Origin of the sequence: Sorangium sp. So ce367 (assembly GCF_051520455.1) — a bacterium.
Taxonomy (GTDB): domain Bacteria; phylum Myxococcota_A; class Polyangia; order Polyangiales; family Polyangiaceae; genus Sorangium; species Sorangium cellulosum_B.
The window spans coordinates 10,076,749-10,099,636 of record NZ_CP150334.1; the positions used below are offsets into that span (position 1 = coordinate 10,076,749).

The 22,888-nt window shown below is 67.8% G+C and carries 3 protein-coding genes; all 3 read left to right on the plus strand.

Features of this window, described 5'->3' with window-relative positions:
- Positions 1 to 286: 286 nt before the first annotated feature.
- The 3 genes from WME97_RS38200 (at position 287) to WME97_RS38210 (ending at position 22,869) form a co-directional block, all read left to right on the plus strand.
- Positions 287 to 20,068, plus strand: a complete 19,782-nt coding sequence (locus WME97_RS38200; protein WP_437545032.1) for a hypothetical protein — start codon at positions 287 to 289, stop codon at positions 20,066 to 20,068.
- A gap of 147 nt (positions 20,069 to 20,215) precedes the next feature.
- On the plus strand, positions 20,216 to 21,475 hold the full coding sequence (locus WME97_RS38205; protein ID WP_437545033.1) for a metallophosphoesterase family protein: 1,260 nt from the start codon (positions 20,216 to 20,218) through the stop codon (positions 21,473 to 21,475).
- Between the two features lie 176 nt (positions 21,476 to 21,651).
- On the plus strand, positions 21,652 to 22,869 hold the full coding sequence (locus WME97_RS38210) for a cytochrome P450 family protein (RefSeq protein ID WP_437545034.1): 1,218 nt from the start codon (positions 21,652 to 21,654) through the stop codon (positions 22,867 to 22,869).
- Positions 22,870 to 22,888: the final 19 nt, after the last annotated feature.

Here is a 22,888-nt window from a genome sequence, read left to right on the forward strand (position 1 = left end):
AGGAAGCACGAGTCCCAAGGAGGGCAAGGTGCCCGGAGCGACGCCCCCGAAGGAGACCGTCGCAAAGGACAGCCCGTCAGCTCAGACCTCCCCCAAGACGGGCGAGACCGGCGCGAAGAGCACCCCCGCCGCTAAACCCGCTGCCACCGCGGAGCCCACGCCCGCCAAGCCCTCCACCTCGAAGTCACCGCCCCCGGGGCAGGGCTCCCGGCAGCCGGGGCCCGGCGGCTCGGGACCGACGCCGGGACACTCGTCCACCACGGCCGACCCAGCGCAGGACGGCAAGGTGACATGGATCGCGGACAAGGCCGTCAAGAAGTCCGAATGGAGGACTCAGACAGGTAGAGGCAGCCGCAAGAAGGCGAAGCGAGGCCTCCCGAGCATCGCCGACCAGCTGACCAGCGGCGGCTTCCCCGCCCATCCCGCGCAGGCGAAGAAGGATCTCGGGAAGCGCTTCCCCAAGGGACCGCTGTTCAACGAAGCCGAGTGGAACGCCTTCGAGCAGCTCTCCTCGACCCCTCAGGGGCAGCGCTGGCTCAACGCCTCCGGCATGCTCACGCTCGACCAGATCAAGCAGTACCTGTCGGACGACAAGGACGACAATCCCGAGAAATTCCGCGGCTTCCACCAGCTCCACAAGCCGAGCAAGGTCGTCCTCGCGAGCTACGTCTCGCGACAGAGGAACAGCGGCGAGGGCGGGCAGCGCTTCGAGGGCACCCCTCCGGCCGCGGTGGCCCTGTCGATGGAGGCGAGGCACACGACCGACCCGGCGAGGAAGAAGGAGCTCGAGCAGGAGATCGATCAGGGCATCGCGGCAGAATGGGCCAAGACGCTCGAGCACACCGCGCCGAACGACGACGCGACCAAGGCCATCACGCAAGGCGCCGTGCCGAACCCGACGGGAAGCGGCACCCTCTCGAACGACGATGTCCTCGACAGGTACAACCAGTCGATCGAGGTGCTCACGAACGTCTTTCACCTGCTCCAGGAAGGCGCCGAGATCTACGACGACAGCGCAAAGAGCCATGTCCCGCTCCGCGACGTCCCCGTCGCCAAGCTCCTCTCCCACGGCGGCCGGGTCAACATCCAGATCCCCGCGGGCACGCCTCCGTACGCGGTGACCGAGCTCCTCGGCATCACCGACGGGCACGGCAACCCGAAGGCCGGCGTGTTCCCGCGCGCCTTCGGGACGCACCACATCGATCTCCGCAAGGGCAAATTCAAGGAGGAGGGAGGACACGTCGCCGCCATCAAGTCCAAGCTCGACGACACCGAGCTCTACGGCATGAACCTCGCCATTGGCGGCCTCGGCCTCAAGGACTTCAACGGCGACGTCATCCTGCCAGACGGCGCTCACGGCCACATCTTCATCGGCCACCGGCCGCCCAAGTCGGACAGGCCGGGCGCCCTCCAGATCGGCATCGAGACGACAGGGCCCAACGCGCCCAGCACCGTCGGCTACATCCACAACTGGCGCTCCACCGAGAAGACCGCCAACCCCATCTCCAGCGTCGGCGGCCTCAAGCAGGACAAGATCGGTGACGACCAGATCAAGAATGCTCGCACCGTCGACCTGGGCAAGCTCGGCGACGACTGGGCCGGGGTCCTCAAGGACCGAGCGGACAGGTTCGAGCATGACCTGGCGGAGAGGGGCAAAGACGCGATCGACGAGCTCGTCGGCCCGCGCACCCTGCCGGCGGAAGACATCGAGGACACCGAGCAGCGTGCCTCCGAGCAGCGGTCGAGAGGGCCCGATCAGGAGCCGCGGGACGGCGAGCCCCGCGATCCGTCCGGTGATCGCGCGTCGTCACCGAAGGAAGATGCCCAGGACCCCGAACAGCGCGCCCCCGAGCAGCCGACGCGAGGGGCAGAGCCAGCCCCCAAGGACAACGAGCCACGCGAGCTGCCCGGTGATGCCCCGGAGCAGATGACAGCCAAGGCGCCGGAGGCCTCGAGTCCTCCCCCGGGCGCTTTGCCGACGCAGGGCACTCAGGAGAAGGCGCCGGAGAGACCCGGCCAGCCCCGGCCAGAGACGACCTCGAAGCCGCCCGCAGGGCGCCCCATGGACCCGACGGCCATCACCACCGGGATGATCGCGCCGGCCGGCTCGCCCGCGGCCAGCGCGCAGGGCTCCGCGGCAGCCTCCGCGACCCCGAACCCGGGGACACTGTCGTCGCTCGATGACGGAAGCGACGAGGAGGACATCGAGAGCACCTCCGATCTGGTCGTGACCGCGCTCCCCGACGAGTACGTGCATGGCTCGATGGTGACGCTTGCCCGGGAGAACGTGCCGCGCCCCCTCGTGAGCCCCAGGCCATCGCAAGACGGCATCGACAGCATCCTCGACCGCTGGAAGTTCGACGATCATGTCTCCTTCAAGGACGATCTCCCCACCGATGGGCTCACGTTACCGGGCGAGGACCCGGACATCGGCCGAGGGCCCTTCGAGAGCACCGTCGTCCCGGCCGGCATCGGAGTGCCCGTCACCTTGCCGACGGAGCTCGTTGAGCTGCGCGTCGTGCTCACCATCGCCCATGAGCTCTCTCATGCCAACCAGTACGACTCCTTCAAGCTCATCAACCTCGAAGGCAAAGAGGCCGAGTTCAATCGCCTGTCACCGCGCAAGCGAGATCGGCATGAGACCGCGTTCGCGCAGCAGAAGGCGGCGCTCGAGGTGCTGGGCTACCAGTCAGAGCTCGTCAACCTGGAGCGCTTCAGGAAGACGCTCAATCAAGACGAAAACCGTGCCTACCGCAATGGGCTGCAGGCCATGGAGGACCAGGCGAGGACCCGGCGGGAAGAGCACTTCGAGCAGCTCACTCCGGAGCAGCAAGCTCTGTTCATCGAGGATGGAATCGAGGCCGTCCTCAATGACATCCAGCGTGGCGTCGAGGCGAAGTTCTTCGATAACAATGCGCAGGACGCAGACGCGCAGGATTCGGGTAACGAGGACCGGAGGAGTGACGACGGCGACGAGGATCACAGCGATACGGACTCAGACCACGACGCCCCGGAGGACCAGACTGACGACGACGGCTCCGAGGAGGACGGCTCCGATGACGACTCCGATGACGAAGAGGAGGACGACTCCGATGACGAAGAGGAGGACGATTCCGATGACGAAGAGGACGACGACTCCGAGGAGGAGGACGACTCCGATGGCGACGACGGAGATCGCTTCGCGCCATCGCAACGGCCCGGGCCCGGCCGCGAGGCCCCCTCTCTAGCGACGCTGACGCCTGCAGGCGGACAGCAGGCCGGCGCGCCTCGCGGCGAGTCCTCCGCGACGAGCACCAGAACCGACGGGGACGGCAGGGGTGTCGAACAGCGGTCCGGGGCACCCAAGGCGCTCGGGGTCGATCCGAGCGCCACGAACCAGGGTGCCACTGTCACCGGAAGCCCCGCTCCATGGGACACCGGCTCTTCCACCGCCACCGACGGCCTCGCGACCCAGAGCACCCCCACGACCGATGGCAAGGCTTCGCTCGATGCGACGCTCGAGGCGCTGAATGAGAAGAGCGCTCAATGGTCTCATCCGGCCACCGACGACAACAAGCAGGAGGCCGCGGCGCTGCTCGGCGAGCTCATGCGAGCTCAGGACATGGATGAGTCGCTCATCCAGAGGCTCGCGGAGCTCATCAAAAACCCCGACTCACTCTCCCAGTCGCAGTTCTCCATCTGCGCGCTGAACGGCGTGCTCCACGCGCTGCTCACCTCCGATCTGGGCGGGTTCGCGCGCGTGGTCGCGGCCGAGTTCTCCGGCAAGCTCTTCGACCGCAAAGGCAAGCTGCGCGCCGACTTCTCGCTGCCCGCGCAGGGCGAACACGGCGCTGCCACGAGCCCGAACGTCGCCGATCCCATCCAGCGTGTCATCCGCGGAGAGATCCCGCTGGACCAGGCCCCCGTCGGCAACACGCTGCTCCAGAACGGCATCAAGAAGGCGGGGGCCAAGCGCGCCGATGTCGAGCGCAAGGGCGGCGCCTTCTCCGACAAGCACGTCCTCGATTACCTCCTCGCCCGGGGAATGGGCAAGATGCTCAGCAAGCTCGCCCCGGAGCAATACAAGACCGACGCCGAGAACACCGCCAGTGCCATCCCCGGCTACCTCGACAAGGCAGCCACGACGCCCAAGGACGCCACCGGTCCGTCCAAGAAGCGCGGTGATCTGCTGCTGTCGGCCAACTCGCTGGTCAAGCTCTTCAACGACATCCTGGGCGGCGACGCCCAGACCATGGTCGCCGGTGACGGCTACGACATTGACCGAATCAACGACGCGCTCTCGCGGCCCGACCAGGCCCCGTTCGCCCTGGCCACGTTCCTCGACGGCAATGCGCTCGCCGAGCGTGCGAAGGAGTTCGCGAAGGATCCGAAGAAGTCCAGGCCGTTCGACGACGCGGGCACGTTCAATGCGTCGAGCACGCACCAGGTCGTCATCAACGGCAAGATCACGGACAACGGCACGCACTACAAGGTGCCCATCTATTCCTGGGGGCAGACCTTCTCCATCGACGTGAAGAAGGAGGTCATGCCGAAGCTCTTCACCGTCGTTACCTACGGCTCGTTCACCACGGCGCCAGGGCAGACGACGGCGCCTGCCGCGTCCGGTACAGCCCACGACCAGGCCGCGAGCGTCACCGGAATGCTGCCCGACGAGACCCCCGCGCCCGACAGCGCGGCGAAGCGGAAAGCCGCGCAGGCGCATAGCGACGACGAGCAAGACGCCCCGGCGAGCTCCAAGAGAGCCAGGAATTCGGGGCAGCCCTCCTCCTCTTCGTCTTCGTCGCAGCCGGCGCAGCCCGCGCCCGAGAGGAGCGGGACCGGCCTCCTGGCGTCCCGGCACATCGACGCGCTCCACGACCGGATGCGCAACATGTCGAATACGACACCGGAAGCGCAGACGATGCGGGGGATCCCGGGCGGAGGGGCGTTCACCAGCAAGCGCGGCGAAGACGGCGAGCTGAGCACCGATCTGCGCCCGGACGAGCTGGAGACCCTTCGCCAGAAGGTCGACGACTTTTCCCGCGTCGCGGAGGACCTGCTCACACGTACCCAGGACCTGCCCCAACAGGATCTGACCCTCTACAGGGTCATCAATGATCTCGACACCAGCTCGTTGAGCGAGGGTGACACGCTCGACGAGATCCTCCCGAGCTCGACCTCATGGACCCCCGATCTGGCCTTGAATCAATGGGTCAAGGACGGCGGGCTCGTCATGAAGATCAACACCACGAGCCACTACCCGACGGTCATGTTCTCCTACCCCGACCAGCAGCGGGACGGAGAGCCGGTCGCCTACAACCAGGAGCAAAAAGAGGTCCTCCTGGTGCCCTCGCGCATGACCATCACCAGGGTCACCGACCGGGAGCACAACGGCAAGCGCTTCCGCGAGGTCGAGGTGACGCCCACAGCGCTTCCGCCGCGCGAGCTCGACGCCGTGTTCCAGAGAGCCTCCGAGCGCATCGAGGAGAAGCAGAACGCCAAGCCGAAGGAGAAGCACTTCGAGATCGAAGAACAATCGGCCATCGCCGCGCAATTCGGCGATACCGTGGCCGACGAGATCTTTGGTCACGTCGACAAGCTCCCCGACCGCAGCGAGCGGGAGATCGTGGTTCGTGACAAGGACGGTACCCCCTGGCGGATCGCCTCCGCGGACAGCATGTTCGGTATCGACCTGGAGGAGAAGAAGGCGACGCCCGCGGGGCGCCGCGTGGACCCCGCGGCCATCACCACGGGGATGCAGGCGCCAGCGCCCGCCGCGTCCGGTTCAGCCCAGGACCAGACCGCGAGCGCCGGAATGCTGCCCGATGAGGCCCCCGCGCCTTCCAGCGCGAGGAAGCGAACAGCCGCGCAGGCGCAGAGCGACGACGAGCAAGACGCCCCGGCGAGCTCCAAGAGAGCGAGAAATGCGGGGGAGCCATCCTCTTCGTCGCAGGCGGCTCAGCCCGCGCCGGGGAGAGCCCTGGCGTCCCGGCACATGGACGCGCTCCAGGGCTTGATGCGCGACATGTCCAACACCAGCTCTGAAGCGCAGACCATGCGGGGGATCCCCGGAGGCGGCGCGTTCACCAGCAAGCGCGGCACCGACGGCGAGCTGAGCACCGAGCTGCGCCCGGACGAGCTGGACACCCTTCGTCAGAAGGTCGACGACTTCTCCAGCGTCGCTCGGGATCTGCTCACACGCACCCAGGACCTGCCTCGAGAGGATCTGACCTTCTACAGGGTCATCAACGATCTCGACACCAGCTCGCTGGTCGAGGGCGGCACGCTCGACGAGCTCCTCCCGAGCTCGACCTCATGGACTCCCGATCTGGCCCTGAATCAATGGGTCCAGGACGGCGGGCTCGTCATGAAGATCAACACCACGAGCCACTACCCGACCGTGATGTTCTCCTACCCCGACGCGCAGCGGCCCGGGGACGCGATCGCCTACAATCAGGCCCAGAAGGAGGTCCTCCTGGTGCCCTCGCGCATGACCATCACCAAGGTCACCCCGCGAGAGCACAACGGCAAGCGCTTCCTCGAGGTCGAGGTGACGCCCAGAGAGCTTGGGTCCGACGAGCTCGACGACGTGTTCCAGAGAGCGTCCCAGCGCATCGAGGAGAGGCTGAACGCGAAGCCGAAAGAGGTGTCCTTCGAGGTCGACCAACGACCGGAGATCGTCGAGCAATTCGGCGATACCGTGGCCGACGAGATCCTGGGTTACGTCGGCAATCTCCCCGACAGCGGCGAGCGGGAGATCGTGGTTCGCGATAAGGACGGCACCCCCTGGCGGATCGTCTCGGCGGACGAGCGGTTCGGCATCGCCCTTCAGGAGAAGAAGGCGACGCCCGCGGCGCGCCCGGTGGACCCCACGGCCATCACCACGGGGATGCAGGCGCCAGCGCCCGCCGCGTCCGGTACAGCCCAGGACCAGGCCGCGAGCGCTACCGGAATGCCGCCCGACGAGACCCCCGCTCCCTCCAGCGCGAGGAAGCGAACAGCCGCGCAGGCGCAGAGCGACGACGAGCAGGACGCCCCGGCGAGCTCCAAGAGAGCGAAGAACGCGGGGGAGCCATCCTCTTCCTCTTCGTCGCAGCAGGCGCCGCCCGCGCCGGGCAGGGCCCTGGCGTCCCGGCACATGGACGCGCTCCAGGGCTTGATGCGCGACATGTCCAACACCAGCTCTGAAGCGCAGACGATGCGGGGGATCCCCGGAGGCGGCGCGTTCACCAGCAAGCGCGGCACCGACGGCGAGCTGAGCACCGAGCTGCGCCCGGACGAGCTGGACACCCTTCGTCAGAAGGTCGACGACTTCTCCAGCGTCGCTCGGGATCTGCTCACACGCACCCAGGACCTGCCTCGAGAGGATCTGACCTTCTACAGGGTCATCAACGATCTCGACACCACCTCGCTGGTCGAGGGCGGCACGCTTGACGAGCTCCTCCCGAGCTCGACCTCATGGACTCCCGATCTGGCCCTGAATCAATGGGTCCAGGACGGCGGGCTCGTGATGAAGATCAACACCACGAGCAACTACCCGACCGTGATGTTCTCCTACCCCGACGCGCAGCGGCCCGGGGACGCGATCGCCTACAATCAGGCCCAGAAAGAGGTCCTCCTGGTGCCCTCACGCATGACCATCACCAAGGTCACCCCGCGCGAGCACAACGGCAAGCGCTTCCTCGAGGTCGAGGTGACGCCCAGAGAGCTTGGGTCCGACGAGCTCGACGACGTGTTCCAGAGAGCGTCCCGGCGCATCGAGGAGAGGCTGAACGCGAAGCCGAAAGAGGTGTCCTTCGAGGTCAACCAACGACCGGAGATCGTCGAGCAATTCGGCGAAGCCGTGGCCGACGAGATCCTGGGTTACGTCGGCAATCTCCCCGATAGCAGCGAGCGGGAGATCGTGGTTCGCGACAAGGACGGCACCCCCTGGCGGATCGTCTCGGCGGACGCGCGGTTCGGCATCGACCTTCAGGAGAAGAAGGCTACGCCGGCGGACGTGCCGACGGGGTACAATCCAGCTCTGGACGGCGAGGACGATGCGGGCGACCTGCAGTCCCCCGCGCCCGCCAGCGCGAGGAAGCGAACAGCCGCGCAGGCGCAGAGCGAAGATGAGCAAGACGCTCCAGCGAGCTCCAAGAGGGCCAAGAATTCGGGGCAATCTTTGTCTTCGTCGCAGGCGGCTCAGCCCGCGCCCGAGAGGAGCGGCACCGGCCTCCTGGCGTCCCGACACATCAAGGCGCTCCACGACTTGATGCGCGACTTCTCGAACACAAACGCGAAATCGCTGACGATGCGCGGGATCATCGGCGGTGGGGCGTTCACGAGCAAGCGCGGCGAAGACGGCGAGCTGAGCACCGATCTGCGGCTGGACGAGCTGGACACCCTTCGCCCAAAGGTCGACGATTTCTCCCGCGTCGCTCAGGACCTGCTCACAGAGACCCAGGCCCTGCCGCAACAGGATCTGACCCTCTACAGGGTCATCAATGATCTCGACACCAGCTCGTTGAGCGAGGGCGGCACAATCGACGAGATCCTCCCGAGCTCGACGTCATGGACCTCCGAGCTCGCCTTGGATCAATGGGTCAAGGACGGCGGGCTCGTCATGAAGATCAACACCACGAGCCACTACCCGACGGTCATGTTCTCCTACCCGGACCAGCAGCGGGACGGGGAGCCGCTCGCCTACAATCAGGACCAGAAAGAGGTCCTCCTGGTGCCTTCGCGCATGACCATCACCAGGGTTACCGACCGGGAGCACAAGGGCAAGCGCTTCCGCGAGGTCGAGGTGACGCCTGCGCAGCTCCCGAAGCAAGAGCTCGACGCCGCGTTCGAAAGAGCCTCCGAGCGCATCAAGGAGAAGCTGAACGCGAAGCCGAAAGAGGTGTCCTTCGAAGTCGACCAACGACCGAAAATCGTCGATCAATTCGGCGAAACCGCCGCCGACGAGATCCTTGGTTACGTCGACAATCTCCCCTACTCCGAGGAGATCGTGGTTCGCGACAAGGCGGGTACCCCCTGGCGGGTCGTCTCCGCGGACAGCGGGTTCGGTATCGACCTCCAGGAGAAGAAGGCGGCGCCGGCAGACGCCGCCGCTGCCAGCGCCGATACGGTGGTGACCGGGACCCCGGGGCCCAGCTGGACCCACGCGCCCCCCCAGGTCGACGGCGCCGCCACCGCCAAGCAGCTCGGAGGCGCTCCGAGCACCGCGAATCAGGGTGCCGCTCTCACCGGAGGCGCAGCTTCAGGCAAAACCGCCGCTTCCACCACGACCGGCGGCCGCGCCGCGAGCGACGGCAAGGCATCGATCGACGCGCAGCTCAAGGCGCTGAACGAGAAGAGCGCCCAATGGTCTCATCCGGCCACCGACGACAACAAGCAGGAGGCCGCGGCGCTGCTCGGCGAGCTCATGCGAGCTCAGAACGTGGATGAGTCGCTCATCCAGAGGCTCTCGGAGCTCATCAAGAACCCCGACTCCCTCTCCCAGTCGCAGTTCGCCCTCTGCGCGCTGAACAGCGCGCTTTACGCGCTGCTCACCTCTGATCTGGGCGGATTCGCGCGCGTGGTCGCGGCCGAGTTCTCCGGCAAGCTCTTCGACCGCGAAGGCAAGCTGCTCGCCGACTTCTCGCTGCCTGCACAGGGCGAAGACGGCGCTGCCACGAGCCCGAAGATCGCCGATCCCATCCAGCGTGTCATCCGCGGAGAGATCCCGCTGGACCAGGCCCCCATTGGCAACAAGCTGCTCCAGAACGGCATCAAGAAGGCCGGTGCCAAGCGCGCTGACGTCGAGCGCAAGGGGAGCGCCTTCTCCGACAAGCACGTCCTCGATTACCTCCTCGCCCGGGGCATGGGCAAGATGCTCAGCAAGCTCGCCCCGGAGCAATACAAGACCGACGCCGAGAACACCGCCAGCGCCATCCCCGGCTACCTCGGCAAGACGACGCCGAGGCCCAAGGACGCCACCGGCCCGTCCAAGAAGCACGGCGATCTGCTGCTGTCACCCAATTCGCTGGTAGCGCTCTTCAACAAGATCCTCGGCGGCGACGCCCAGACCATGGTCGCCGGTGACGGCTACGATGTTGACCGAGTCAACGACGTGCTCTCGCGGCCCGACCAGGCCCCGTTCGCCCTGGCCACGGTCCTCGACGGCAAGGCGCTCGCCGAACGTGCGGCGGAGTTCGCGAAGGATCCAACGAAGTCCAGGCCGTTCGACGACGCGGGCAGTTTCGACGCATCGAGCGCGCACCAGGTCGTCATCAACGGCAAGATCACGGACAGCGGCACGCACTACAAGGTGCCCATCTATTCCTGGGGGCAGACCTTCTCCATCGACGTGAAGAAGGAGGTCATGCCGAAGCTCTTCACCGTCGTTACCTACGGCTCGTTCGCCAGGGCGCCAGGGCAGACGACGGCGCCTGCCGCGTCCGGTACATCCCAGGATCATGCCGCGAGCGTCACCGGAATGCTGCCCGACGAGACCCCCGCGCCCTCCAGCGCGAGGAAGCGGACAGCCGCGCAGACGCACAGCGACGACGAGCAAGACGCCCCGGCGAGCTCCAAGAGAGCGAAGAATGCGGGGCAGCCCTCCTCTTCGTCTTCGTCGCAGGCGGCGCAGCCGGCGCCCGAGAGGAGCGGCATCGGCCTTCTGGCGTCCCGGCACATCGACGCGCTCCACGACCGGATGCGCAACATGTCGAATACGACCCCGGAAGCGCAGACGATGCGGGGGATCCCGGGCGGAGGGGCGTTCACCAGCAAGCGCGGCGAAGACGGCGAGCTGAGCACCGATCTGCGCCCGGACGAGCTGGAGACCCTTCGCCAGAAGGTCGACGACTTCTCCCGCGTCGCTCAGGAGCTGCTCACGGCGACCCAGGACCTGAACGAAGAGGACATCACCCTCTACAGGGTCATCAACGATCTCGACACCAGCTCGCTGAGCGAGGGCGGCACGCTCGACGAGATCCTCCCGAGCTCGACTTCGTGGACCCCCGATCTGGCCCTGAATCAATGGGTCAAGGACGGCGGGCTCGTCATGAAGATCAACACCACGAGCCGCTACCCGACGGTCATGTTCTCCTACCCCGACCAGCAGCGGGACGGGGAGCCGGTCGCCTACAACCAGGACCAGAAAGAGGTCCTCCTGGTGCCGTCGCGCATGACCATCACCAGCGTCACCGACCGGGAGCACAACGGCAAGCGCTTCCTCGAGGTCGAGGTGACGCCCAGAGAGCTCGAGTCCGACGAGCTCGACGACGTGTTCCAGAGAGCGTCCCAGCGCATCGAGGAGAGGCTGAACGCGAAGCCGAAGGTGAAGAGCTTCGAAGTCGAGGAGCGAGCGGCCATCGCCGAGCAATTCGGCGAAGCCGTGGCCGACGAGATCCTTGGTCACGTCGACAAGCTCCCCGACCGCAGCGAGCGGGAGATCGTGGTTCGCGACAACGACGGTACCCCCTGGCGGATCGCCTCCGCGGACAGCATGTTCGGTATCGCGCTGGAGGAGAAGAAGGCGCCGGCGGGGCGCCCCGTAGACCCCACGGCCATCACCACCGGGATGCAGGCGCCAGCGCCCGCCACATCCGGTTCCGCCCAGGACCAGGCCGCGAGCGCCGGAATGCTGCCCGATGAGGCCCCCGCGCCTTCCAGCGCGAGGAAGCGAACAGCCGCGCAGGCGCAGAGCGACGACGAGCAAGACGCCCCGGCGAGCTCCAAGAGAGCGAGAAATGCGGGGGAGCCATCCTCTTCGTCGCAGGCGGCTCAGCCCGCGCCGGGGAGAGCCCTGGCGTCCCGGCACATGGACGCGCTCCAGGGCTTGATGCGCGACATGTCCAACACCAGCTCTGAAGCGCAGACCATGCGCGGGATCCCCGGAGGCGGCGCGTTTACCAGCAAGCGCGGCACCGACGGCGAGCTGAGCACCGAGCTGCGCCCGGACGAGCTGGACACCCTTCGCCAGAAGGTCGACGACTTCTCCAGCGTCGCTCGGGATCTGCTCACACGCACCCAGGACCTGCCTCGAGAGGATCTGACCTTCTACAGGGTCATCAACGATCTCGACACCACCTCGCTGGTCGAGGGCGGCACGCTCGACGAGCTCCTCCCGAGCTCGACCTCATGGACCTCCGATCTGGCCCTGAATCAATGGGTCCAGGACGGCGGGCTCGTGATGAAGATCAACACCACGAGCAAATACCCGACCGTCATGTTCTCCTACCCCGATCAGCAGCGGGGCGGAGAGCCGATCGCCTACAACCAGGCGCAGAAGGAGGTCCTCCTGGTGCCCTCGCGCATGACCATCACCAAGGTCACTCCGCGCGAGCACAACGGCAAGCGCTTCCTCGAGGTCGAGGTGACGCCCAGAGAGCTTGGGTCCGACGAGCTCGACGACGTGTTCCAGAGAGCGTCCCAGCGCATCGAGGAGAGGCTGAACGCGAAGCCGAAAGAGGTGTCCTTCGAGGTCGACCAACGACCGGAGATCGTCGAGCAGTTCGGCGAAACCGTGGCCGACGAGATCCTTCGTTACGTCGACAAGCTCCCCGACCGCAGCGAGCGGGAGATCGTGGTTCGCGACAAGGACGGCACCCCCTGGCGGATCGTCTCCGCGGACGAGCGGTTCGGCATCGCCCTTCAGGAGAAGAAGGCGACGCCGGCGGACGTGCCGACAGGGTACAATCCAGCGCTGGACGGCGAGGACGATGCGGGCGACCAGCAGCGCCCCGCGCCCGCCAGCGCGAGGAAGCGGACAGCCGCGCAGGCGCACAGCGACGACGAGCAAGACGCCCCGGCGAGCTCCAAGAGAGCGAAGGATTCGGGGCAGTCATTGTCTTCGTCGCAGGCGGCGCAGCCCGCGCCCGAGAGGAGCGGCACCGGCCTCCTGGCGTCCCGGCACATCAAGGCGCTCCACGACTTGATGCAGATGTCGGACACGAGCCCTGAAGGGCTGACGATGCGGGGGATCACCGGCGGAGGGGCGTTCACGAGCAAGCGCGGCGAAGACGGCGAGCTGAGCACCGATCTGCGGCTGGACGAGCTGGACACCCTTCGCCCAAAGGTCGACGATTTCTCCCGCGTCGCTCAGGACCTGCTGGAGGAGACCCAGGACCTGCCCCGAGAGGATCTGACCCTCTACAGGGTCATCAACGATCTCGACACGAGCTCGCTGAGCGAGGGCGGCACGATCGACGAGATCCTCCCGAGCTCGACGTCATGGACCTCCGAGCTCGCCTTGGATCAATGGGTCAAGGACGGCGGGCTCGTCATGAAGATCAACACCACGAGCCATTACCCGACGGTGATGTTCTCCTACCCCGACCAGCAGCGGGATGAGGACCCGATCGCCTACAATCAGGCGCAGAAAGAGGTCCTCCTGGTGCCGTCGCGCATGACCATCACCAGGGTCACCGACAAGGAGCACAAGGGCAAGCGCTTCCGCGAGGTCGAGGTGACGCCTGCGCAGCTCCCGAAGCACGAGCTCGACGCCGCGTTCGAGAGAGCCTCCGAGCGCATCAAGGAGAAGCTGAACGCGAAGCCGAAAGAGGTGTCCTTCGAGGTCGACCAACGACCGAAAATCGTCGAGCAATTCGGCGAAACCGTGGCCGACGAGATCCTTGGTTACGTCGACGAGCTCCCCGACCGCAGCGAGCGGGAGATCGTGGTTCGCGACAAGGCGGGTACCCCCTGGCGGATCGTCTCCGCGGACAGCGGGTTCGGTATCGACCTCCAGGAGAAGAAGGCGGCGCCGGCAGACGCCGCCGCAGGCAGCGCCGATACGGTGGTGACCGGGACCCCGGGGCCCAGCTGGACCCACGCGCCCCCCCAGATCGACGGCGCCGCCACCGCCAAGCAGCTCGGAGGCGCTCCGAGCGCCGCGAACCAGGGTGCCGCTCTCACCGGAGGCGCAGCTCCAGGCAAAACCGCCGCTTCCACCGCCACGGGCGGCCTCGCCGCGACCGGTGGCACCCCCACGACCGACGGCAAGGCATCGATCGACGCGACGCTCAAGGCGCTGAACGAGAAGAGCGCCCGATGGTCTCATCCGGCCAACGACGACAACAAGCAGGAGGCCGCGGCCCTGCTCGGCGAGCTCATGCGAGCTCAGAACGTGGATGAGTCGCTCATCCAGAGGCTCTCGGAGCTCATTGAAAACCCCGACTCCCTCTCCCAGTCCCAGTTCGCCATCTGCGCGCTGAACGGCGTGCTCCACGCGCTGCTCACCTCCGACTTGGGCGGGTTCGCGCGCGTGGTCGCGGCGGAGTTCTCCGGCAAGCTCTTCGACCGCGAAGGCAAGCTGCTCGCCGACTTCTCGCTGCCTGCACAGGGCGAAGACGGCGCTGCCACGAGCCCGAAGATCGCCGATTCCATCCAGCGTGTCATCCGCGGAGAGATCCCGCTGGACCAGGCCCCCATTGGCAACAAGCTGCTCCAGAACGGCATCAAGAAGGCCGGGGCCAAGCGCGCCGACGTCGAGCGCAAGGGGAGCGCCTTCTCCGACAAGCACGTCCTCGATTACCTCCTTGCCCGGGGCATGGGCAAGATGCTCAGCAAGCTCGCCCCGGAGCAATACAAGACCGACGCCGAGAACACCGCCAGCGCCATCCCCGGCTACCTCGGCAAGACGACGCCGAGGCCCAAGGACGCCACCGGCCCGTCCAAGAAGCACGGCGATCTGCTGCTGTCACCCAATTCGCTGGTAGCGCTCTTCAACAAGATCCTCGGCGGCGACGCCCAGACCATGGTCGCCGGTGACGGCTACGATGTTGACCGAGTCAACGACGTGCTCTCGCGGCCCGACCAGGCCCCGTTCGCCCTGGCCACGGTCCTCGACGGCAAGGCGCTCGCCGAACGTGCGGCGGAGTTCGCGAAGGATCCAACGAAGTCCAGGCCGTTCGACGACGCGGGCAGTTTCGACGCATCGAGCGCGCACCAGGTCGTCATCAACGGCAAGATCACGGACAGCGGTACGCACTACAAGGTGCCCATCTATTCCTGGGGGCAGACCTTCTCCATCGACGTGAAGAAGGAGGTCATGCCGAAGCTCTTCACCGTCGTTACCTACGGCTCGTTCACCACGGCGCCAGGGCAGACGACGGCGCCTGCCGCGTCCGGTTCAGCCCAGGACCAGGCCGCGAGCGTCACCGGAATGCTGCCCGACGAGACCCCCGCGCCCTCCAGCGGGAGGAAGCGGACAGCCGCGCAGACGCACAGCGACGACGAGCAAGACGCCCCGGCGAGCTCCAAGAGAGCGAAGAATGGGGGGCAGCCCTCCTCTTCGTCTTCGTCGCAGGCGGCGCAGCCGGCGCCCGAGAGGAGCGGCATCGGCCTTCTGGCGTCCCGGCACATCGACGCGCTCCACGACCGGATGCGCAACATGTCGAATATGACCCCGGAAGCGCAGACGATGCGGGGGATCCCGGGCGGAGGGGCGTTCACCAGCAAGCGCGGCGAAGACGGCGAGCTGAGCACCGATCTGCGACCGGACGAGCTAACAACCCTTCGCCGAAAGGTCGACGACTTCTCCCGCGTCGCTCAGGACCTGCTCACGGCGACCCAGGACCTGAACGAAGAGGACATCACCCTCTACAGGGTCATCAACGATCTCGACACCAGCCCGCTGAGCGAGGGCGGCACGCTCGACGAGATCCTCCCGAGCTCGACTTCGTGGACCCCCGATCTGGCCCTGAATCAATGGGTCAAGGACGGCGGGCTCGTCATGAAGATCAACACCACGAGCCGCTACCCGACGGTCATGTTCTCCTACCCCGACCAGCAGCGGGACGGAGAGCCGGTCGCCTACAACCAGGACCAGAAAGAGGTCCTCCTGGTGCCTTCGCGCATGACCATCACCAGGGTCACCGACCGGGAGCACAAGGGCAAGCGCTTCCGCGAGATCGAGGTGACGCCCACTCGGCTTCCGCCGCACGAGCTCGACGCCGTCTTCGAAAGGGCCTCCGAGCGCATCAAGGAGAAGCTGAGCGCGAAGCCGAAAGAGGTGTCTTTCGAAGTCGACCAACGACCGAAAATCGTCGAGCAATTCGGCGAAACCGTGGCCGACGAGATCCTTGGTCACGTCGATAACCTCCCCCACGCCGGGGAGATCGTGGTTCGCGACAAGGACGGTACTCCCTGGCGGATCGTCTCAGCTGACAGCATGTTCGGTATCGACCTTCAGGAGAAGAAGGCGACGCCGGCAGACGCCGCTGGCAGCGCCGATAGGGCGACCGCGGGGACCGGCACCCCGCCTGCAGCAAGCCCGAGCGCCATCACCACCGGCTTCAACCCCACCGCGAGCGCCTCACGGAATGCCCCGGAGGACATGCTGGCAGGGTATAACGCCTCGAGCAGCGGCGATCATGCAGCCGACCCGCCGCCGCAGACCGACGAGATCGAGGAAGAGCCGGAGAAGATCGCCAACCCCATCTCCAGCGTCGGCGGCCTCGAGCAGGACAAGATTGGCGACAAGACGACGAAGAACGCGCGCACCCTCGAGGATCTGATCCGCACGATCGAGGAGCAGAGCAGCACATGGCCCCGCCCGGCGGACGGCAAGCACAGGGAGGCGGCCGCCCAGCTCCTGAGCCAGCTGCTCCATGCGCAGGGCGTGAGGAGCTCGGTCGTCGAACGGTTGAGCACGCTCCTCAAGGACCCTGCCTCGCTGTCGCAATCGGCCTTCACCAACTGCGCGCTGCACAGCGTCCTTTACACGACGCTCAAGAACGACCTCGCCTCGGCATCTCACCTGGTCGTCGCGCTCTTCACCGGCAGGCCGCTCGGGCGGCTCGCGGGCGCGCCCGGCGCTGGCACCTTCGGACAGCAAGGCTCGCGCTCTCGGGCGCTCAGCCCCGGCCTGGAGCTCATCCTGAGCCAGATGAAGGGAGACGTCTTGCCAGCGCACGGGCCGACTCCGAACAGACCGCTCCTCAACGGCCTCAAGACCGCCAGGGCCAAGCGCGACCGCCTGAAGGGGCAAGGCGCAGCCACCCAGGAGCTGGACGGCCACCTCCTCGACCACCTGCTCGCTCGCGGGCTCGTCGAGCTGCTCGGGGAGACGGACGTCGCGGCGCTCGAGAAGCAGACCGACGACGCCAAGCAGCCCGGCGTCGCCGCGGCGCAAGGCGATCTGCTGGTCTCGGCGAGATCGACCGCGGCCCTCATGAACGCGGCCCTCGGGGCGAACGCGAAGCTCATGACCAGCGACTCCCCCGGCGGCTACGACGTCGGGCGCATCAACGAGGCCCTCGGGAAGCCCGAACAGGCGGGGTTCGCGCTCGCGACCGTGATGAACGGCAAGGCGCTCTGGGAGCAAGCGGCGAAGCACGAGACTGGCGCCTCTGCACCCCAGGATCCCGAGACCATCCCGCGGCTCGGCGAGGTCGACGCCTCGAGCCCCCACCTTGTCGCGATCGACGGGCCGATCACGGTCCACGGCGATTCCTTCATCGTGCCGATCCAGTCCTGGGGGCGAGCGTTCCCCGTGCGGGTGGCCAAGCAGGACATGCCGAAGCTCTTCGCGGCGTTCGCCTATGGCACGTATCCCCGGGCGCGGACGCCGCAGACGGGCGCCTCCGCCGAAGTCAATTCGCAAGCCACAGGCAGCGCCGGCGACGCGCTGACCGGCATGGCCCCCCGCGTGCAGGACTTCGACAGCCGGGCGGACTGGCGCCGCTTCAACGAGGGTGTGCGCCCCTGGCTCGGCGAGATCCACCGCATCCGGCAGCCCCACGATCTGCGCGGGGCCATCGACGTGCTCTCCCCCGAGGCCGCGAGGCTCTTGCTCCGGCTCTACGACGACCATCCACAGACAGCGCGCGTCGAGCTGCGCCGGCTGGGTCGCTTCCGCATGAACGACACGCGCAGGCTGAACGAGGTGCTGGAGAGGCTCTCGGAATCCGAGCCGTCCGATACCGAGCTGATGGAGGTGGAGCTCCTGTCCGAGCTCGAGGCGGTCGAGCAGGCCCGGAGCGAGGGCGAGGCGTCCGACGCTGAATCGCTCGACCTGGATCAGCTCCACGCCCTCCATGACCAGCTCGACGCGTGGGAGAGCGCGCAGGACGAGTTCAACCAGTGGGCGCGCGCGCAGCTCGACGGCGATCCGTCAGAGCCGGAGGACGCCGGGTCCGAACGATCGGAGTCCGGGGACTCCGACGCTCGGATGTCCGAGCCGGCGCGGCTGGCGCGCGCCAACGTCCAGGGGATGGACCAGCTCCACCATGCGGGCAAGGTCCACTACTCGTTCAACGTGCCCAGCGCGCGCCTGGACGCGCTCACGGCGATCGCGCGGAGCGCCGGCGTCCAGGAGGAGCTGGCGGACGCCCGGACCGGCTTCCTCAACCCGGACCATTTCGAGAAGCAGAGCAGCTTCACCTGGCGCCTGAAGCCCGGCGTGAGCGCGAGCAAGGCGCTGCGGGAGTTCTTCGACCCCGAGGAGCACCTCACCATCGCCGAGTGCGGGACGACGATGCAGGCGATCAACTACCGCACCCTCCTGCGCGCGGTCGGAGACGAGGACTTCGACCGGAGGTTCGGCGGCGAGGGCTCCAGCGTCCCGAACGAGGACCGCCTGATGCTGCAGCGCGACTTCAGCGCCCAGAACCCCCTGCAGCGCTTCTTCGCGCCCGAGGCCGCGACGCTGGATGACGAGGAGCGGGCGGAGATGACCGGCGACGGCGGGGCCGACATGCGCAACGCGCCGAGCGCCCGCCCCGCGAAGCGCGGCGGCTGGTACTACATCAAGAACCACGAGCTCTATGTCAGGCGCCACCCGGAGGGCTTCTGGAGCGGCGAGAACGCGATGTACCTGGGGCGCGACGGCGCGTCCGGCGAGCAGATGTTCAGCGGGTTCGGCGTGCCCCCGACGACCGAGGAGCAGCTGGCAGAATCCCTGGCCAGCGAGTTCAACCAGGAGCCGACCGCGACCGAGGTCGAGAAGATCCTCAGCGCAGGCCGCGATCTCAGCCTGGCGCTGCCGACGCTGGGAGATCTCGACTCGATCGATGCCATGCCGCTGACCCCTGCGAGCATGAACCACATCGCCAGGCTGCACGATCACCCCGACATCAACGCAGCGCCCAGGCAAACCGGCGAGCGCAGACCCGAGGACGTGGCGCGCCGCCTGTTCAGGGAGACGCTCGAAGGCCAGCGGCTCCAGCAGCCGCTTTCGCCCTCGGATCTCGTCGCCACCCTCAACCTGTCGGAGCTCGACGGGAGGGCTCTCCAGTCGTGGGACCCCGGTCCGGCCGAGAGATCGCTCGGGACGTGGGGAGTGCGCGCGGTGCCCAGCGCGGCGGCCGCCTCGCAAGGCGCGCAGGCCGGAAGCCCAGCGACGTCGCGCGCCGTGCTGCGCTGGACGCGGCCGTCTTCCAGCAGGCACGCGGGGCAGCACACAACGCCTTATACGCTCGTCTTCGACGGCTACTGCAAGCGGTTCAATTTCACCTTCACGCCGGCGTTGATGAACCTCTTCCTCGAGCTCAATGGCGACAGGATGACGCCCGTCAACCCGCGCGAGCCGACGGTCCGCAAGACGACGAAGATCCGGGTCGACGAGGGCGCAGAGTTCATCTTCCCGCTGCCCAGCGAGGTGAACAAGCTCGCGAAGGTCCCCGGCGGCTTCCAGAGCATCGGCGGCAAGGTCCTGTCGGCCGAGCAGATCCGGAGGGAGTTCGGCCGAGAAGCGCTCTTCTCGGGTCCGCTGTCCCCGGTGAGCCCGGCCGACGTGGGCGCGGGATACCGGCCCCAGGACGCCGCGAGCGGCAGGAGCGACGGGGCACAGACCGCGACCGCCGCCTCCACGACGCGCGGCGAGGGCTCGCGGGCAGACGGCGCAATCGGCGACGCGCCGGCCACGCAAGCGACCGGCGCGCCGGCTGCTCTCGATACCATCCCCGCGCCGATCGACGCCCTGGTGAAGACGCTCGTGGCGAAGAGCGGCGCGTGGTCCTCTCCGCGCACGCAGGCGGACAAGCAGGAGGCCATCGCGCTCGTGACCGAGCTCCTGCAACAGCTCGGCATGGACGCCCGGGTCGTCGACAGGGCGGTCGAACAGGGCAAGGACACGCCTGATTCCGAGCACTCCGCCTGCACGTGCGTCCGTTAGGCCAGCGCCCGCGTCAGCCGCCCTCCGCGGGCGCGCTCCGCCGGCCTCCTCGCCGGGGCGCGGCTCGGCCGCTTCAGGCGAGCGCGATCCTCATCGGATGAGCAGCGCTCCCGGCGCCGAGCGGCTAAGCTCGGGCCGCGTCTGCCCATGAAGTTCGTCCACGCCGCCGACCTCCACATCGACAGCCCCCTCCGCGGGCTCGACCGTTACCCGGGCGCCCCCGTCGAGCAGATCCGCGGGGCCACCCGCCGCGCGCTCGAGAACCTCGTGAACCTCTGCCTCGCCGAGGAGGTCGATCTCCTGCTCCTCGCGGGCGACATCTACGACGGCGACTGGAAGGACTACAGCACGGGCCTGTTCTTCGCCGCGCAGCTCTCCCGCCTGCGCGCCGCCAAGGTGGAGGTGGTGCTCCTCTATGGCAATCACGACGCCGAGAGCAACATCACGCGTCACCTGGAGCTCCCCGAGAACGCCCGGCGGCTCGATCCCCGCCGCCCCGAGTCCATCGTCTTCGATCGGCTCGGGGTCGCCGTCCACGGACAGAGCTTCGCGACCAAGGCCGTCACCGACGATCTCGCCGCGGGTTATCCGGACGCGCGGGCAGGCCTCTTCAACATCGGCATGCTCCACACCTGCCTGGGCGGCCGCGAGGGCCACGACAACTACGCTCCTTGCAGCCTGAACACCCTCGTCGGGAAGCGATACGATTACTGGGCGCTCGGCCACGTGCACACCCGGGAGGTGCTCTCGCGCGATCCGTACATCGCGTTCCCCGGCAACCTCCAGGGCCGCCACGCCCGCGAGACCGGCGAGAAGGGCGCCCTCCTCGTCGCGGTGGACGACGGCCGCATCACCTCGGTCGAGCACCGCCCCCTCGACGTCGTGCGCTGGAGCGCGTGCGAGGTCGATCTCTCCCCGGCCGCGAGCGCCGACGACATCGTGGATCTGACGCGGGAGGAGCTCGAGCGGCGCCTCGCCGAGGCGGACGGGCGCACGCTGGCCGCGCGGGTCTTCCTGTGCGGCGCGACGAAGGCGCACGCCGCGCTCCGCGCCGATTTCGAGCGCTGGACGGGGCAGATCCGGGCGATCGCCAACGATCTCGGCGGCGCGCTGTGGATCGAGCGCGTGCTCTCCCGGACGATCTCGCCGCTCCAGGTGGGCGCGCTCGAGGAGCGGGACGACGCGATCGGCCAGCTCACGAGGTCGCTGCGCGCGCTGCGCGACGACGAGGCGGGCCTGTCCTCGCTGCTGCGCGAGTTCGCGAGCCTCAGGAACAAGCTGCCCGTCGAGGCGCGCGAGGGGGACGACGCGATCCGCCTCGACGACCCGGCGTTCCTGCGCGAGGCGCTCGACGACGTGGAGCACACGCTGATCTCGCGGCTGCTCGGCGCGAGCGACGCGCCCTGAAGGTCGGGCGCGCTCCCGCGGCGCGCCCGAGATCCGACGCCGCGGCTTGACGGTTGACGGCGCGCAACCCTCCGGCCGCCGCTTGACGGAGCGCTGTTCTCCACCATGCACACCTCGCGATCCGGCGTGACGCGAGCATCACCTCGAACGTCCGGACGCCATGAAAGGGGGGAATCATGGTCGACCAGGACGCTTTTCCGGAGCTGTTCCATCCGAGCAGCCGCGCCGAGCCGCACGCGATCTACGCGCGCATGCGGGCCGCGGGGCGCCTGCATCGCCTCATTCACCCCCGCCTCGACGTGCCCATCTGGGTGGCCGTGCGTTACGACGACTGCGTGGAGCTCCTCAAGGATCCGCGCCTGATCCGCGACTTCCGCAAGCTCCCCGACGAGGTGCGCCGGCGTTATTTCCCGCTCAGCGACCGCACGACCTTCATGGATCAGCACATGCTCGACGCCGATCCGCCGGATCACACGCGGCTCAGGGCCATCGTCCAGCGGGCCTTCTCGCCGCGGATGATGGAAGGGCTGCGCCCGCGCATCCAGGCGATCACGGACGGGCTCATCGACGCGGTGATCGACCGGCGCCGGATGGAGCTCGTGGCAGACTTCGCGTTTCCGCTCCCCACGGCGGTGATCGCCGAGCTGCTCGGCCTCCCCGTCGAGGATCGCGACCGGTTCCGCCGGTGGACCAAGGTCCTCCTCGCGCCCGCGAAAGGTCGCGAGTTCGTGGAGCGCGCGCAGCGGGTGGTGGAGGAGTTCGCGGCGTACTTCCGGGCGCTCGCCGACGCGCGCCGCAAGGCCCCGCGCGACGACCTGATCAGCGGCCTCTTGCTGGCCGAGGAGCAGGAGCACAAGCTGAGCCCGGCGGAGCTCTCGAGCATGGTGTTCCTGCTGATCGTCGCGGGCCACGAGACCACCGTGCACCTCATCGCGAGCGGCATGTTCCTCCTGCTCTCGCACCCCGCGGAGCGGCGCCGGCTGGACGAGGACCCCGGGCTCGTCGGCTCCGCGGTGGAGGAGGTGCTGCGCTGCGAGGGGCCGGCGGAGCTCTCGACGATCCGCTGGTCGCTCGAGGACATCGAGCTGTTCGGCGCCCGCGTGCCGGCGGGAGAAGGCGTCGCGGCGGGGCTCATGGCCGCGAACCGGGATCCGGAGCACTTTACGGATCCGGACCGCTTCGATATCGGCCGCTCGCCGAACCGGCACATCGGCTTCGGGGGCGGCATCCACTTCTGCCTGGGCGCGATGCTGGCGCGGATCGAGGCGGCGATCGCCTTCTCGACGCTCCTCCGGAGGCTGCCGCGCATCGAGCTCGCCGTCCCGCCCCGCGACATCGTGTGGAGCGAATGGCCCATGATCCGCGGCCCGGCGGCGGTGCCTGTGATATTCTGAGGCTGACAATCCCTCGTTC